Below are 16804 nucleotides of genomic sequence, written 5' to 3'. Positions count from 1 at the left end.
TATTTACAAAGAATACAAGCAGTAGGTATTACACCCTCTTGCCTTTGCAGTAGAAAGTGCTTGATTAGCAGTCGCAATCAAATTTCTATAGGATTTTTCTGGGGTTGGTATAGCACCTGTGATACCGAAACTTAAGGTGATGTGGCTATTTCTGGTCAAAGAGGGATGGGGAATTTGGAGATTAGCGATCGCCTGCTGAATTCGCTCTACGACCTGCAACGCACTATCCAAAGACGTATCTGGCAAGACAATCATAAATTCGTCTGCACCAGATCGGGCTACTAAATCGCAGCTAGGGTCAATGCATTGGCAAATCGCTTGGGCTACTTGTTGCAAACAAGTATTCCCAGTTTGATAGCTGTAGTGATCATTATAAGCCTGAAAATGATCGATATCACAGATAATTAAACAAAGCCAACTTCGTTTGTGGATGAGGCGTTGCCATTGCTGCTCCAGGAATTCAGCCAAATAGTGACGACTTGCCACTTGAGTTAATAAATCAATTTTTGTTTCTTTTGGAGATACTTGCAATTGCTGTTGCTGGCAACGCAGCAGTTGTTGTTGCATCCGAGTTCGTTCAATCCGGCTTAGTACACGAGTCACTAGTTCTGGCCCAACGATAGGCTTAGCAATGAATTCATCTGCTCCGGCTGCAAACACTTGCTGAATAGAGCTAGTACTAGTATGAGCAGTGACAACGAGTACGGGTAAATCTGCGTATTTTGAGTCTTGCCGCACAACCCGACACAGTTCAAATCCATTAAATTTGGGCATTTCCAAATCTAACAGCAGCAAATCTGGTTCGGTAGAGATTAGCACTTGCCAAAACTGTTGCGGATTGCAAACACATGTCACCTGAACTCCCCAAGGTTGCAACAGAGCTGTTAAGGCTTGCAGTTGCACCGGGTCATCATCAACAATCATCACTTTGGCATTGGGAATGGTGGGTGATGGCAAAATTTTGGCGATCGCCTCAAATACCTCATCTGTAGTGGTGGGTTTGAGCAGATAACGACCATTTTCCCAACGAGCAACGGTAATTCGAGTGTCTAAACTATCTTCCTCAGCTAGGGTAAGCACTGGAATTGCCGGAAAATGTACTTTCAACTTTTCCAGTAAAGTTAACCTCGCCGCCATGGAATTACGATCAAAACTGACTAAAACCACACTAGGGGGATTGTTGGCGATTTGATGTAGTGGAGTTGACTTGTCAGCAATCTCGATTTGCAGTCCTCGCATGGGTGCGGCTTGTCGTAGTGACTCACAAAAGAGATGGTCATCGTCAATCACCAATATTAAAGGCATGATCCCGGTTTGTGGCTGGGAGATCATAGAGACTGGTGGCTGATCGATTTCTTGTTGCAACTGTGCTAGCAGTTGCAGAAATTGGTTCAATTCTTGCTTGCCAAATTCAGATTTCTCTCTCAATAGGTGTTCAATGGCTCGCGCTAACTCTGAGCCTTTAGCATATCCAAACGTCCCTAAACCGCCTGCTAATCGATGTGCTTCGTCGATGACATGTTCTCGTTGTGCAGAGTCAAAATTGTCAATTTGGAGCGATCGCACGGCTTTTTCCAAAACATCGATTCTTTCTGCCAATGAAGCCTGAAAGTCCTGTGCTACCTCTTGAATCAGACCTAAGCCCTCTGGCTCTAGATCAGTCTGTTTCTCATCTTTTGGTTCTGCTTGATCTTGTTTCTCTTGTATGTCTCCGTTCGGCGCAACCTTTAATCGGTATCCCAACCGATACACTGTCTCAATTAGCTCCTCCATCATCCCCGCTGTTTTCAGTTTACGCCGCAGGTCTTTAATCAAGTTCGTCACCGCAGCATCTGTAGGTGATTCATCAATTGACCACAGGTGATCAATAATGGCGCTACGGCTAAAGATGCGTTGAGGATACCGTAAAAAAAGCTCTAGTAAGCTGTATTCCTTAGGGCTAAGGTTAATGAGTTGTTGTTGATAAGTTGCTTGAATCAAGTTTGGATCGAGACACAATTTTCCCCATGTCAGAACTGAAGAAGACATTGCAGTTGCTTGACGACGCAACAAAGCACGAATTCGCGCTATCAGCTGAGAGGGTTCGCAGGGCTTTGTTACATAATCGTCTGCTCCCATATCTAGACCGACAACAACATCCTCGTCTGAGTCTTTTGCTGTTAGCATCAGGATTGGAGTTTGGCATCTCTGCTCACGTAACTTACGACATATACTCAATCCATCGAGTTTAGGAAGCATAACATCCAGCACGATGACGGCGTACTCTCCTTGGATAGCTAATTCCAATCCAAGTTGACCGTCTGTGGCAAGATCGACGGTATATCGATAGGCAGTCAGTGTGGTTGAGAGAAATTCACCTATAGATAGATCGTCTTCGACTAACAGAATTTTCATGAAGGACTAACCTTCACTTACAACCAATCATAAAAACTTCTTAGCAATTTATCTAAAAAATCCTGCGAGCGTGAATCTATCTACAGAGTTATTTTTATGAGTAATCTCATATACATTTCAAGGCAAAAAGCTCTATAGCAAAGGAAAAAAGATAGTTAGATAGTTACACATTTTTTTGAATAAATACAAAACTTAAGCAAACTATAACTAAAGATAAAAATGAAAGTTCTAGATCTGGGAGCTTCGTCGAGCGACAATCTGCTTTGACTGTCAATATCAAGCAAATATATGGTTGCAACTATGTAGTTACAACAGATAATAAACCATAAGGCTTTATTATGATGAATATATAAAAATACCAATAAATTTGTCATATCATATCGGAGCAAATAATTAAAGATAATTCAATGAGCAAGACTGCATAAAAATCATAAAATTTTTAATAATAAATATATCTATTTGTTTGGTATATTTGTTCTTCTGGAGTTACTTTTTTATTTTTTAAAATAAAAATATTACTTATTAATCAGCTCAATATCAAATGTTATTTTCCCATAGATGATATATTTGAGTATCTGAAATGAATCAGATATAAATGAATATCATAACGAAGTTTGTAGACTGAGAAGTTAATATTTTGAATCAGATCTAAGATTATTAATTGTTTAACTTTAAGTTTCTCTAAACAGAGGAGTTGAAGTTAGAATGAGCATGTACATAAAATGAATAAAATAAATTAATCTAGCCAGTTATATCAATTTAAGTAGATACGCATCTATCTACAGATATATGGAAAACCAAAAAACAAAACGTATTCGCGGTGTCATCTTAACTGCCATAGGGTTGAAGCGTTTACAAGCTGCGATTGAGTTAGCAGAAGTACAAGAAAACAATGGAGAACGTTTTACTCAAGAAGAACTCAGTGAGCGGATGAAAGTATCTACAAAAACTATTAGTCGCCTATGGTCTCTTACTACTGGGCTAGATCAGCGGACTTTGAAATTTTGCTTCAGTGCCTTTAATCTTGAGTTAAGAAAAGAAGATTACACTTGTTCAGATAAAAGTGGTGAATTTTATAGATCACTTGACTATATCCATCTTTTGGATCATCAAGAAGACGTAAATATTTATTCTAGTCAGCATCATGTGGTTGAAACACAACGGCGACAAATACAAAATTCAACAAAAGATTGTAGTAGTTACCAATCTCTGGCTACTGTCCTGAAATATCCTAGTGGTCCTGTACCCCTAGATTCGATATATTACATTCGTCGTCCTCCAATTGAAGAACTGGCTTATCGAGAAATTACGCAACCGGGATGCGTGATTCACATCAAAGCTCCTAAAGAAATGGGGAAAACCTCCCTCATGTTCAGGATTTTGGCACGCTCCAAAGCTTTAGGTTATCGAATTGTGAGTTTAGATTTCAATCAAGTTGATGTCGCCATTCTCAGCAACCTTGATAGATTCTTGCGATGGTTGTGTAAAAGTGTCTCTGTGCAACTGAAATTAGAACCCAAGCTAGATGAATACTGGGATCAAGAAACTGGTACCAAGGTAAGCTGTAGCTTATACTTCAAAAACTATCTCATGGAGTCTGTTGATACTCCCGTGGTTTTGGCTTTAAACGAACTAAACCGAGTTTTTGAATACTCTGAATTAGCTCAAGAATTTATCCCTTTGTTACGTTCGTGGCATGAAGAAGCCCAACAAGAGGAGATATGGCAAAAACTAAGGCTCGTCATGACTTACTCTACAGAGTTTTACATACCCCTAAATCTGTGCCAATCTCTATGCAACGTAGGGTTACCACTACAGTTACCTGAGTTTACTCACTCACAAATTGAGGAATTGGCAAAACGTCATGGACTCAATTGGCAGCAGAGCAAGGAAACTGAACAATTGATCGCAATGGTTGGTGGACATCCAGCTTTGGTGCGGATTGCTCTTTACCACCTTTGCCGTCAAGAAATTTCATTATCGCAACTGTTGCAACAAGCAGCTACAGAAGCAGGAATTTATCGCACTCATTTGCGGCGACTACTGGTAATGCTGCAAGAAAATCCTAACTTAGTAGAAGCTTTTGCAGCCTTAGTCAGTTCAGAACCCAGTATTTACCTAGAACCAATGATTGCTCATCAATTAGAGAGTATGGGGTTGGTGAAGTTTCAGATGGATGGAATAAGCATCAGTCGTGAATTGTATCGTATTTACTTTAGTAAGCACTTGTCTAACGGCAGACTTCGGGTTATCCACTCCAGCAATTCTAGATACAAAACTTTTACCTCAAGTTCAATTTAGTTGTTTGTCTCGTATCGCCCTCTACTGCAAACATCCCCCCTGCTGGGGATTAAAAATTGGGCGTTGCTGAATCTGGTCATGAATTGTGTTTGTCTACATTTTGTAGAGACGTAGCAATGCTACGTCTCTACGTCTGTACGCAATGCTACGTCTCTACGTCTGTACGCAATGCTGATGAGGTAATAACTATCAAGCAAAAACAAAGCTAGTGTTAGTATCTATACCTGTAACACCATTGAGAATAGCCAGAGTGTGATCGCCGAAAGCAATTTCAGTGTTACCATTCAATACATTCAGCGATAGAGTATCAGCACTAATGCCTAAGCCAGTGCTGCCAAGAATACCAATGACATCACGATCTATCTCAAAATCAACAATTGTGTTAGCACTTTGGGGCAGTTCATTGCTGACAATCCAAAATTGATCTTGGCCTTCACCTCCGCTAATTTGGTTATCACCACCGGATTGGACATAGAATTGATCATTACCATGGTCACCCAAGATGCGATCGCCACTACCAAGGAAGAAAATATCATCGCCAGCACCACCAGAAATACGATTACCACCTTGTCCATAAGCTGCATCAAAGATGTCATCACCACTACCGCCAAAAACGCGATCATTCTTGTTGAGAAAAATGACATCATCGCCGCTACCCAAATCTATACGATTGTTACCAGCAATGGGAGAAACTACTAATCGTAAATCAACTTCGTCGTTACCACTACCCAAGAAAACAATGTCATTGATTCCATCAAACTGACTATCAGGAGCACCTGCAAAAAGGAAATCATCTCCAGGGGTTCCAGATATGAGTTGAGTTTCTCGCTGAGCAGCAGCTACTTCTGGTGCAACACCAAATAGTGTCTCATACATGAGGGCGTAGATTTCTGTGTTGTCCAGAGTACTGGGCAGTTTATCTGAATTCATGCCATAGGCTTTGGAAACAATACTACCGGGGAAATCGGGAGTACCAACCCATGCTATGCCAAAGTTGCCCATCGGCCCATCTATGCTGTCTTGAGCAGAGAAAGGAATCCAGGGGTATTCAAGGCTAGCTGTGCTACCTTTTTCACCATCCAAGAAGTTGCGAGTTGTGTTACTAGTTGTGGGATTTACGTTGATGAAAGGTACGCTAGGCTCGCTATCTGCTAGCTCTGGTTCACTGGTGATATTACCACTAGGACGGCTGTATGGCGTATATTGAAACACTTGTAAACCACCAGCATCACTGTCAGCAGCCGTGATTACTAGGGTGTTGGGGTCTTGATTATCAACGTAGTTCATCGCTACGCCAATAGCAGCATCTGCTCTCCGTACTGCTTCGATTGTACCGGCAGCGTTGTTATTGTTACCAAAATTATCTGTTCCCTCTTCTTCGACCACGGCGAAGAAACCATCTGGATCTTTAGAGATAATCTTTAAAGCAGCATCCAGCATCTCAGCGACTGTCGGTGCTGTGGAAACGTACAGTGGTGAGGGGTCAGGGGTGTTTAATCCCAGTTCTTCTTCTGTTTGGTCGTCGTAGATATGAATAGCGGCAAACACACCCAAGAGTTTCTCGGGAGGATTTGGACTATTGACTACCTGGTTGAGCTGTTCCTCTGTGTAAACAACCGTGTAGCCCAAGGATTTGGCTAGTTCAATTAAGTTGATTTTTGGGCGGCGTTCGGGACGGGTTTCAGAAGCATCAATTTTAGCGGTGACATGGAATCCAGTAGTACCCACTGGCAACATGTATAATTCTCCACCACCCATGATGACATTGGTACCGGAGCGGATAACCTGTTCGATGATTTCAGCGTACTTATCCCTGGCTCGAATATTGTCACCAAAGCGGTTGGTAGTTTCTGCAACAAAAGCAGCAGTACCCGGCTCGGCTAGGTGCCCAGATTGAATCAAGGCAGTAGCTTTTCCAGCAGCGATCGCCTCTTCTAATATCGTGTAACCAGTTTTACCAGAAGCTGGGGTAATACGAGATTGGTCTTCATTTAAACCAAAAGATTCTCCGAATACCTTCACGCCATTGGCGTGGGTGACAGCACCAGCATTGGATGTACCAGTTAACTGGTCTTCCATATGTCCTAAGTACACACCTGCATGAGACATTCTATCCCAGTTGAGTCTGCCATCTGGACCTTTGTCAATATTTCGCAATGCCATGTAGTGGGAAGGACTAGTTCCATCAGGGTGAATAAAGATGACATTGCCAGTATTTTTGGTGGCTTTTGTCGCTGCTTTGGGTGTTGGGTTACGGGATTCTAGTTCGGTATCGAATAGAGTTTCATACATCAACTCGTAGATACCAGTATTATCTACCGTAGCAGGTAGTTTGTCGGCATTGAGACCTTCTGCTTTTGCAACAATCGAACCGCTAAAGTCTGGTGTACCTGCCCAACCAATACCGAAATTAAAGACATCGCCGTCTGCATCTGGCGCACTGACAAAGGGTAAAGTGTTGGCGCCAGTGATACCGTCTAGAGGAACTAGACGTGGTTCTGTGGTAGGATTATTGTTGATGTTACCTACTGGTCTGTTGGCATTCAGTGGATCGCGTACTTGTAAACCACCTGCGTCACTATCAGCAGCGGTCAGTATCAGGGTATTATTGTACTTCTGGAGAAAATTCTGCGCTATACCGATGGCAGCATCGCTACGCCGCAAAGCTTCTAATGTACCAGCAGCATTGTTGTTATTACCAAAGTTATCAGTTCCTTCCTCTTCGACAATGGCGATGGAACCATTGTCAAAGTTGGGGTGTTTTTCCATCAATTGCTGGGTGACTTCCAGCATTTCTGCGATTGTCGGTGCTGTTTCTACGTATAGAGGTAGTCCTCGTTCTGCTAAAACTTCCTCTGGACGATCATTGAAGGTATGAACCGGAGCAAAAACACCCAGAACCTTGGTTGGAGGAGTGGGATACTTAGATGGGTCGAGCAAATCACGCAGTTGTTCCTCTGTGTAAACAACAGTGTAGCCCTTGCTCTTGGCTAGTTCAATGAGGTTTTCTGTGGGGCGTTGAATAGGACTGGTACTTAGAGCATTCAGTTCTTCTGCTGTGGCATGGAAGCCGTCTGTACCTACAGGTAAAAGGTTGAGTTCGCCACCACCCAGAATAAAGTCTACACCTGATAAAATTACCTGCTTAGCAATCTCAGCAGTTTGTTGACGGGGTGGAATCCTTCTACCATCAACTTCAAGTTCACCCACCTGAGCTACAAAAGCCGCTGTACCCGGCTCATAAATAGCACCGGACTGAATTAAGGCGGTTACTTTTTGAGCTGCGATCGCTTCCTGTACTATGGTTTTACCAGTGTTACCAGAAAGTGAACTGATTGGTGAGCCATCTTCATTTAAGCCAAAAGATTCTGCGTAAACCTTAGCGCCAGTAGCATGAGTGACAGCACCAGCATTAGAAGTTCCGCCAAGCTGGTCTTTCATATGACCCAAATAGACACCAGCATAGTCAAGATTATCCCAATTCAACCGACCATCTGGACCTAGATCTACAAACCGTGCAAATGCGTAGTGAGATGGACTAGTTCCATCTGGGTGAATGAAGATAACGTGGTTACCCCTGGTCATACAACCTCTAAATTCAGTAAATACTTTTGGTGAAATATCTCTAAAAACTAGAAAACATGATACAGATTAAGGAAAATCATACTTAGAGGTTAAAAAAAGATTATACTTTGTATGGCATATCTCACAGAAAGTCAACCATAAGAACAACCATCAATCTCTTCACTTACCTGCGGAATGTGGGTAGTACTGGATCAAGAAGCGTAATTTTTGGCATTGCTGAATCAAGATATGAATTTACAATTCACGGATATGTAGAGACGTAGCAATGCTACGTCTCTACAAAAATGTATACAAACATAATTCATGACCAGATTCAGCAACGCCTAATTTTTTAACACAAAAAATATAGAAATAATAGCGATCGCGTCTTGGTGTAAGAATGTGATTTCTTATCACCGGGATAATTACTATAAAATCACATCCTGCAACTTCGCCACCATTTCCGCCCTTGCTGAAACACCCAGCTTGCGAAACATTCTTTTCAACGCTTGCTTCACCGAATTTTGGGTAATAAAAAGCTTTTCCCCAATTTCCGCATTGGTTAACCCCTGGGCTACCAACTCAGCAATTTCTAACTCTCGTGGTGTTAGGCGACCAACCAAGGGGGAATTGAAGGTTTTTGGTTTCGCCCTCAATGTTGCAAGCTTGGCTGACAAATGTAAACATAAAGCACTCAAATCAGCTAAATCATTGGCGTCAAAAGGAGGATGACCCTCAGCGCGGGCGAGGTTGAGCGTTCCTACCAGACGACCATCACAAACAATCGGTCCACTCATGACGTGGGCGTGATCGTGGCGTGGGCAAATATCTTGCCAATCTCCAGGGGCTAAAATCAGTTCTTCATGGGCGGGTGCATGACGTTCAACCACATAGCGTCCAACCGGATTTCCTTCTAAACAGACTTCCGGAATCTTTTGTACCTCAACGTTTTCTGCTGTAGATAGGTCATCACAGAGATATAGACCCCAACGTTCCACACGAAAATGCTCCCCGACTGTGTTCGTCACAGCGAGTCGTAGTTCTTGTTCGTTATTAGCTTTGGCGATCGCATCAAAGAGACTGTGGAGAGAACTAACCATAGAGTGTACCCACTTGGGGACTAGGCGGGCTTTAGAATTACTTCTATGCTAGCTAATAGTAGCAAAGCTAAAAAACTAACATAAACTAACAAATATACGAGAAACCAATGACTGCAACACAAGTATCTGCTCAAGAACTCTTCCGCGCTGCCTACGAGAACCGTTACACTTGGGATCATAATTTCCCTGGATACACCGCAGATATAACCTACAAACAAGATGAGCAGGTATTTACAGGCAAAATTCGCGTTAACGCCAATCTCAAAGCAGAAGTGTTTGAAGTAGAAGATGAACAAGCCAAGCAGGCGATTAATCATCAAGCTTGGGAAATAGCTGTTCATCGTATCCGTCGTAGCTTTGAAGAAACCCACGGAGCCAATACTTTTAGCTACGGTGATACCGATGAGACAGGCGCTGTTGAAATTATCGTTGGTGGTAAGTCCACAGGCGATAAATACAAAGTCCGCAATAACATAGTCAGCCTTGTTCATCGTCATATCCACGGTGTTGTTGTCACAATTAACACCTTTAGCGTGCATGACACTGGAGAAGGCTACCTCTCTCACACTTACGACTCCGTATACCATGACCCACAAACAGGCGAACAAAAAGGTGGTAGGAGTGAATTTGAAGATCAATACGAAAAGGTTGGTAATTACTTTATTCTGAATCGCCGTTTTATCAGCACCGATACCAAGAACCAACCCTCTGTTCAAGAGTTTATCTTTTCTAACATCCAATTGTTGGAACCTGTTGCTGCTTAAGTCGTTTCATCGACTGCATCTAAGATAATTGAATAAAACAGGAGTTAGAAGGCAATTAGTGGGGGGATTCAGATCCCCACTAAATCGAGTTTAGTTGTTTATCTACAGCAATCCTATCTGCAAAAGTGAAAATGAGAGAGCCATATCCCCGACTTCTTAAAGAAGTCGGGGATCTTGTTGTTCACTATAGTTGTGCGTTTGAAGACTTATCATATCTGTGAAAGCCAGTAATTGGTAATTAATAATGGGTAATGGGAAAAATCAATTCCCAATGCCCAACTGCATCAGAATAATATCGTAAGTAATTAGCCGGACTTGGTAGCATAATTATGCAGAGTAAATTTTACTTCTAAGATTAATCTATCTCTTTAAGATCGCTCTACACTGCAATATCTCAGATAAATCAAGCAAACGTTCCCAGGACAGGCGTTTTCACCTATTTGAAAAGATATAGATTTTGGACTTTCAGTAATCTGGTAATTATTACATTTTGTAAATACTCTTGCTTGTTAATACTAATTCTCAATAAACTTAATTCTAAATCATGGACTGTTGCTCATTACGTTCAACAGATTCAGCAGCGTACAATTCCATTTGCAAAATCTGCTTATGGATTGAGTTTGTTTTTGTATAGTTAGGCAGAATCTTCCACGGTTCAATTGTGTTTCCTCTCAACGTCCAAGCAAACAAGTAAATAGCTTGCTTGTAAATACCTTTACAAGCAAGTGTTTCCTTAGATTAGGGCAAATAGTTTTTGATTATTACTAGCAATAAGGAGTAAACAGCTAGGCAATGCAAACTTACGATAATCCCAAAGTCAAATATGATTGGTGGGCAGGTAACGCTCGTTTTGCCAATCTTTCTGGCTTATTTATTGGCGCTCACGTTGCACAAGCAGCCTTAACAACTCTCTGGGCGGGGGCTTTTACCTGGTTTGAACTTTCACGCTATCAACCAGATATACCAATGGGTGAGCAAGGACTAATATTATTGCCTCACTTAGCTACCTTAGGTTTTGGTGTGGGAGCAGGTGGTCAAGTTATCGATACTTATCCCTATTTTGTCATTGGAGCCTTGCATATCATTTCATCAGCAGTTTTGGGTGCAGGTGCGATTTTTCATACTCTTAAGGGTCCTGAGAACCTAAAAGATGCAACAGGTCGTGCGCGTAAATTTCATTTTGAATGGGATGACCCCAATAAACTTGGCTTTATTTTGGGACATCATCTACTTTTCTTAGGTGCTGGCGCTTTGCTGTTAGTAGCAAAAGCCATGTTCTGGGGCGGACTGTACGATACCACAATTCATGATGTCCGGGTAGTTACTGAACCTACTCTCAACCCATTCGTCATCTTTGGCTATCAAACTCACTTTGCTAGTGTCGACAATCTAGAAGACGTAGTTGGTGGACATATCTGCGTTGGCTTACTTTTGATTGCTGGCGGCGTTTGGCACATTCTTGTCAAGCCTCTACCTTGGGCTAAGAAACTACTCATTTTCTCTGGTGAAGCAATTCTTTCTTATTCTTTGGGTGGTATTGCCTTAGCAGGTTTTGTTGCAGCTTACTTTTGTGCAGTTAACACCCTAGCTTATCCTGTGGAATTTTACGGCCCTGCGTTAGAGATCAAGTTTGGTGTTTGTCCCTATTTTGCTGACACTATTCAGTTACCTTATGGAAATTACACTTCCAGAGCATGGTTAGCAAACACTCATTTCTTCCTAGCTTTCTTTTTCCTGCAAGGTCACTTGTGGCACGCATTACGAGCTATTGGTTTTGACTTCAAACGAGTTGAAAGAGCATTGAGTGCAATTGAAACAAGCTCGTAAAGCTTGTACACATATCTTGCATCTTAATTCTAAGTACGCCTAGAACTTTAGTTCTAGGCTAATAGCAAAAGTCATCTTCTTAAAACTTGTAAAATCCACATTCAAAAGGTGTTGAACAGTGGCAATATCGACTGATAAAACCTTTGCAGCTAATACAAACTCACCTTGGTTAATTGGTAATGCTCGTTTAATAGATTTGTCTGGTCAACTATTAGGAGCTCATGTGGCTCATGCAGGTTTAATTATGTTTTGGGCAGGAGCAATTACCATCTCAGAAGTAACGCGCTTTGTTCCCGACATACCAATGTACGAGCAGAGAATGACTTTGTTACCCCACTTAGCAACTTTAGGATGGGGTGTAGGTGCTGGGGGTGAAGTCATCAATACTTATCCTTATTTTGTGATTGGCATTTTACATTTGATTGCATCTGCTGTCTTGGGGGCGGGTGGTTTGTTTCATGTTTTTCGCGGCCCACAAATTTTATACAGTAGCGGCGGACAAGTTGCCAAATTTCACTATGAGTGGAATGACTCGCAAAAACTGGGTTTAATCTTAGGACATCACCTGATTGTTTTGGGTTTTGGTGCATTCTTATTAGTTCTAAAAGCCATGTTTTTTGGAGGAGTTTATGATACCCATTTAGGAGATGTGCGTTTGATTAGTAACCCGAATTTAGACCCAGTCAAAATATTTAGTTATTTGGTGGGACTAAAAGATGGTAATTGGACTTTATTAGGAATGGCAAGTGTTGATAACTTAGAAGACGTTATAGGTGGTCATATTTGGATTGGTTTAATTTTAATATTTGGTGGTGTGTGGCATATTCTTGTACCACCATTTACTTGGGTAAGAAAAATTTTACCAATAGACAATGGTGAGGAAATTCTGTCTTATAGTTTGCTAGGTTTAGCTTTGATGGGTTTTATATCTGCTGTATTTGTTGGATATAACGAAACTGTTTATCCTAAAGAGTTTTACGGTGATGAGCGTGATGTTCTAGCAACAATTCAGTGTTTTTTGGGAATATTAGCACTTGCAGGTTATTTCTGGCATTATTGGCGTTCCCATCAATCGAATTAGAAATTAGGAAACAAGAATAACGAATTGAATTTACACAAATATTTGCTCAGTTTGAGGTGTTAATTAAGAACTAAAAACTCATAATTTTTATTTTCTCAATTCTCGGATTTTGACACCAACACTAGCTCAATAAGATTCATGCCTGCGCTTTACAGCTGTTAGCTGCGGGCTATTTTTTGGGAAATTTAGAGGATGATTTATGCTGCTGAGTAAGTTGTTTTTTGGTTTATGTGCTTGGACGATTTTGATTTCGGGTTTCTGTAGTATCTTGATTTCCATGAAGAAAGGAATTAAGCATGTTAAGAAACTACATCAAGTACCTTGTAGTGGTTGTGCTTATTTCACCAATGATCATCGCCTAAAATGCACAGTCAATCCAATCATGGCTTGTACAGAAGATGCTATTGGCTGTCGTGACTTTGAGTCAAATCAGATAGTAACTGACACCCTCAGAGGGTTGACCGCCTCGCACACCTTATCGATGCACCAAAATCAAACTTCGGGCTTCTTCCCAAGTAGGGACAATTCTACAAACTGTGTAAATAAAAAACCGCAAAGACCCTAAGGGCAAAAAGAAAGAGGAAAAAAGATTATTCTTTTGCTCTTCTTTCGCGTTCTACTTTGGGGAAAGCAATGGCGATTCATACTTAGGGAAGAGGTAATGTATGACCAGGACTATTATTATGATTGTGGTAATGGCGTTATGCACAAACGCTGTTTGCAGCGCTCTGGGATAGTTATGAAAGAAACTGATATGCATAACAGAACTAGGGATGCCCAAATGCAAAAAACAATGCAGAACAAATCTGGTTCTGGGATAACTGATGAAGATTGGTTTAATTTAGGAAAATCTGATGCGTGGGCTGGACAACCTAAAATACCACCACAACAAGATTCTCAAGCTGCAAGTATGTACGAACTAGGTTATTGTGAGGGAGAAATTAAACGTGCGCCGATTGAAAGCCAAATTCAACAATACATTCAGATTTAGCAGCGCGATCGCTCATGATTTTTTCTTAGTCGTACCCCAACACTATTTCCCACGCATGATTAGGGGCCTTGCTGAATTTGGTCATGAATTATGTGTGCATACATTTTTGTAGTTCGATGCCAAATCATTGACCAGACGTAGAGACGTAGCAATGCTACGTCTCTACTACGTCTGGTCATACCAGTGAATTGTAAATTCATATTTTGATTCAGCAACGCCTAATTATTCAATCACTCTTACTATTTTGGTTAATTTATTCCTGGCTAGATATTTTACCTAATTCACATTTATTGCTGGGATTCCATCATTTAATTGCTGCAATGAATCAATTTAAACCCTGGTATGTTTCTGGATAATTTCACTTATTTACTACTTGCTTACTTTGGAATGTAACAGAATAGGGATAAATTTTTGAATAAAGTTGAAATAAATTTTTCTCACCTTTACACAAAACAAAATTCATCTAATAAAAATCATTATTTCAATCAGTGAACAGCAAACAGTGATTAAGACACAGGTTACTGATAACTGTTGACTGTTCACTATTGGCTGTTAACTCACACCCGACTGCACTCGCCACAAACTAGCATAAACCCCATTCTTATCCAACAATTCTTCATGAGTTCCTGACTCTATAAATTGCCCATATTCCATCACATAAATGCAATCAGCATTACGGATAGTAGAAAGACGATGGGCGATCGCGATCGTCGTTCTATTCAAAGTAATCCGTTCCAAAGAACGCTGAATGGCAGCTTCCGTTTCGTTATCCACCGCTGATGTAGCTTCATCTAAAACTAATATAGGCGGATTTTTTAAAACAGCCCGAGCTATAGCAATTCTTTGGCGTTGTCCTCCAGATAATTTTTGACCTCGTTCTCCAACTATTGTTTCATAACCTTGAGGGAGTTGCATAATGAAATCATGAGCTTCGGTGATTTTCGCAGCTGCAATTATTTGTTCATGGGTAGCATCAAAAGTTCCATAGGCGATATTTTCAGCAACAGTTCCATGAAATAAGAATACATCCTGACTTACCAAGCCGATACTACGACGCAAGTCACGTAAATTTAATTGTTGAATATCAATTCCATCAATAGTAATAGTTCCAGAAGAAATGTCATAAAATCGCAGTATTAATTTAACTAAAGTACTTTTTCCGGAACCTGTAGAACCAACAATAGCAATAGTTTTTCCTGCCGGAATATGTAAGGATAGTTTTTTAATGACTGGTTCTCTATTTTGATAGGCAAAAGTGACTTTCTTGAACTCAATTTCACCACGTACTTTATCAATTGGTAAAGATATATCTCCCCTAATAATATTGATGGGAGTATCTAATAAATCCATGACACGATTGGTAGAAGCCATTGACCTTTGATATTTGTCAAAGATTTCTCCTAGTTCTACTAAGGGCCACAATAATCTCTGTACTAAAACTAGTAAAACACTGTAGTTACCAATAGATATCACACCAGCATATGTTGCCATACCTCCCCAAAATAGTAAGGCTGTGAACCCTACTAAAACTAGCATTCTGATCAAAGGAATAAATGCAGCAGAAAGTTTAATTGCTTTGATATTACTCCTTCTATATGCTTCACTTTCTTCTGCCAATCTAGCACTTTCATATTCTTCAGCAGTGAAACTCTTAATTGTGTTAATGCCAGTGAGATTATTTGCTAGTCGTGAGTTGAGAAAACTTACCTTTTCTCGTACCTCAGCATAACGATCTTCCAGACGCTTTTGATAATTAAAGGAACCCCAAACAATAAATGGCATTGGCAACATTGCTGCTAGGCTAATAGAGGGAGGCAAAATCAAGAAAGCACCACCAATTAAAATGATAATTGACGTGCTAATGCTGATAATTTCATGCGCTCCAAAATTCAAAAAGTCTTCTAGTTGGTTGATATCATCATTCAAAATTGACATCAAACCGCCTGTGCTACTTTCTTCAAAGTAAGCTGAATCTAATTCTTGTACATGATTGTAGGCATCTAAGCGTAAATGATGCTGAATATTTTGTGCTAAATTCCGCCAAAGTCGATCATAGGCGTACTGAGAAAGTGACTCGAATATCCAAATAATGACAGTCAGAAATGACAGGAACAAAAATTGCCAAAATATATCTTGAATTCCCAACTTGCCAAGTACAGAATCTTGCTGCTTTACGAGAATATCTACCGCAGTCCCAATCAACCACGGTGGCGCTAAGTCTAAAATTGTATTGATGATAGAAAATATTGTTGCTTGCCAAATTTGTTGGCGATATTGGCTTCCATAGTCTAGCAAGCGATGTAAAGGATGGGCTGAATTCCTACGCTTGTTAGATACTCTAGGAGGTTTTGATGTTGTTGTCACGACTGTTTGTTGTTTGTAGTTACCTAAAATCTAAAATTTCTATCTGGTGCGCCTAATCCAAAAAAGTAGTCGGCTCATCCAAAAGCAAAATATTTGTATCTTGCGTCAGCGCTATTGCAATCCAGGCTTGCTGTCGTTTTACACCAGACAAAGTATCTAATTCTTGCTCTGCTAATGATCGCATATTTGTAATTTCCAGTGCTTGTTGCACACTGTTCTCATCTTTATATAGATTACATTATTATGCAGATTGTACAGCCATTTCCTGATTTTGAAACAGGTCTAAATAATAGACATTAATTATGCGTTATCCAAAATCGTTGTAGAGACGCTTCAAATAGCGTGTCTATACATTCTTTTCATGGCGCGTCTCCACATTCTTTTTCATCAGATGAAGATGTCTAATACTGTTCGAACG

10 protein-coding genes and 2 pseudogenes are annotated in these 16804 nt (G+C 40.6%); 6 read left to right on the top strand and 6 right to left on the bottom strand.

What is annotated here, in order from left to right; translation table 11 throughout:
* Positions 1 to 3: 3 nt before the first annotated feature.
* Positions 4 to 2394: a response regulator gene (locus NIES592_RS17160; protein WP_073556394.1), complete on the bottom strand. Its 2391-nt coding sequence runs from the start codon at positions 2392 to 2394 to the stop codon at positions 4 to 6.
* A 789-nt stretch (positions 2395 to 3183) separates the two neighbouring features.
* Between NIES592_RS17160 and NIES592_RS17155 the strand changes: the two genes are divergently transcribed.
* Complete coding sequence (locus NIES592_RS17155) at positions 3184 to 4695, top strand: AAA-like domain-containing protein (RefSeq protein WP_073556393.1); 1512 nt, start codon at positions 3184 to 3186, stop codon at positions 4693 to 4695.
* Positions 4696 to 4884: 189 nt separating this feature from the next.
* On the opposite strand, the gene NIES592_RS17150 is transcribed toward NIES592_RS17155, so the two are convergent.
* Positions 4885 to 8280, bottom strand: a complete 3396-nt coding sequence (locus NIES592_RS17150; protein ID WP_073556392.1) for an alkaline phosphatase — start codon at positions 8278 to 8280, stop codon at positions 4885 to 4887.
* Positions 8281 to 8687: 407 nt separating this feature from the next.
* On the bottom strand, positions 8688 to 9359 hold the full coding sequence (locus tag NIES592_RS17145; protein ID WP_062245450.1) for a LuxR C-terminal-related transcriptional regulator: 672 nt from the start codon (positions 9357 to 9359) through the stop codon (positions 8688 to 8690).
* A gap of 107 nt (positions 9360 to 9466) precedes the next feature.
* Between NIES592_RS17145 and NIES592_RS17140 the strand changes: the two genes are divergently transcribed.
* The 4 genes from NIES592_RS17140 (at position 9467) to NIES592_RS25965 (ending at position 14022) form a co-directional block, all read left to right on the top strand.
* Positions 9467 to 10123 (top strand): DUF3386 domain-containing protein, encoded by a 657-nt coding sequence (locus tag NIES592_RS17140; RefSeq protein WP_073556391.1) that lies wholly within the window; start codon positions 9467 to 9469, stop codon positions 10121 to 10123.
* 792 nt (positions 10124 to 10915) lie between these two features.
* Positions 10916 to 11950 carry a chlorophyll a/b binding light-harvesting protein gene (locus NIES592_RS17135; RefSeq protein ID WP_062245457.1) on the top strand — a complete coding sequence of 345 codons (1035 nt, stop codon included), beginning with the start codon at positions 10916 to 10918 and terminating at the stop codon, positions 11948 to 11950.
* Positions 11951 to 12068: 118 nt separating this feature from the next.
* Positions 12069 to 13031 (top strand): chlorophyll a/b binding light-harvesting protein, encoded by a 963-nt coding sequence (locus NIES592_RS17130; RefSeq protein WP_062245458.1) that lies wholly within the window; start codon positions 12069 to 12071, stop codon positions 13029 to 13031.
* Between the two features lie 661 nt (positions 13032 to 13692).
* On the top strand, positions 13693 to 14022 hold the full coding sequence (locus NIES592_RS25965) for a hypothetical protein (protein WP_256678164.1): 330 nt from the start codon (positions 13693 to 13695) through the stop codon (positions 14020 to 14022).
* A gap of 59 nt (positions 14023 to 14081) precedes the next feature.
* On the opposite strand, the gene NIES592_RS25300 is transcribed toward NIES592_RS25965, so the two are convergent.
* Positions 14082 to 14222, bottom strand: a complete 141-nt coding sequence (locus NIES592_RS25300) for a hypothetical protein (protein ID WP_178379573.1) — start codon at positions 14220 to 14222, stop codon at positions 14082 to 14084.
* 9 nt (positions 14223 to 14231) lie between these two features.
* Between NIES592_RS25300 and NIES592_RS24640 the strand changes: the two are divergent.
* Positions 14232 to 14378 (top strand): annotated as a pseudogene (locus NIES592_RS24640) (IS701 family transposase); the annotation flags it as partial.
* 196 nt (positions 14379 to 14574) lie between these two features.
* On the opposite strand, the gene NIES592_RS17120 reads toward NIES592_RS24640, so the two are convergent.
* Both NIES592_RS17120 and NIES592_RS17115 read right to left on the bottom strand, forming a co-directional pair.
* Complete coding sequence (locus NIES592_RS17120; RefSeq protein WP_073556390.1) at positions 14575 to 16386, bottom strand: ABC transporter ATP-binding protein; 1812 nt, start codon at positions 16384 to 16386, stop codon at positions 14575 to 14577.
* Positions 16387 to 16441: 55 nt separating this feature from the next.
* Positions 16442 to 16612: pseudogene (locus NIES592_RS17115) on the bottom strand (ATP-binding cassette domain-containing protein); the annotation flags it as partial.
* Positions 16613 to 16804 lie beyond the last annotated feature (192 nt).

This window comes from Fischerella major NIES-592, assembly GCF_001904645.1.
GTDB lineage: Bacteria > Cyanobacteriota > Cyanobacteriia > Cyanobacteriales > Nostocaceae > Fischerella > Fischerella thermalis.
The sequence above is the reverse complement of the archived record's forward strand: the minus strand, read 5'-3'. Positions and strand labels throughout refer to the sequence as shown.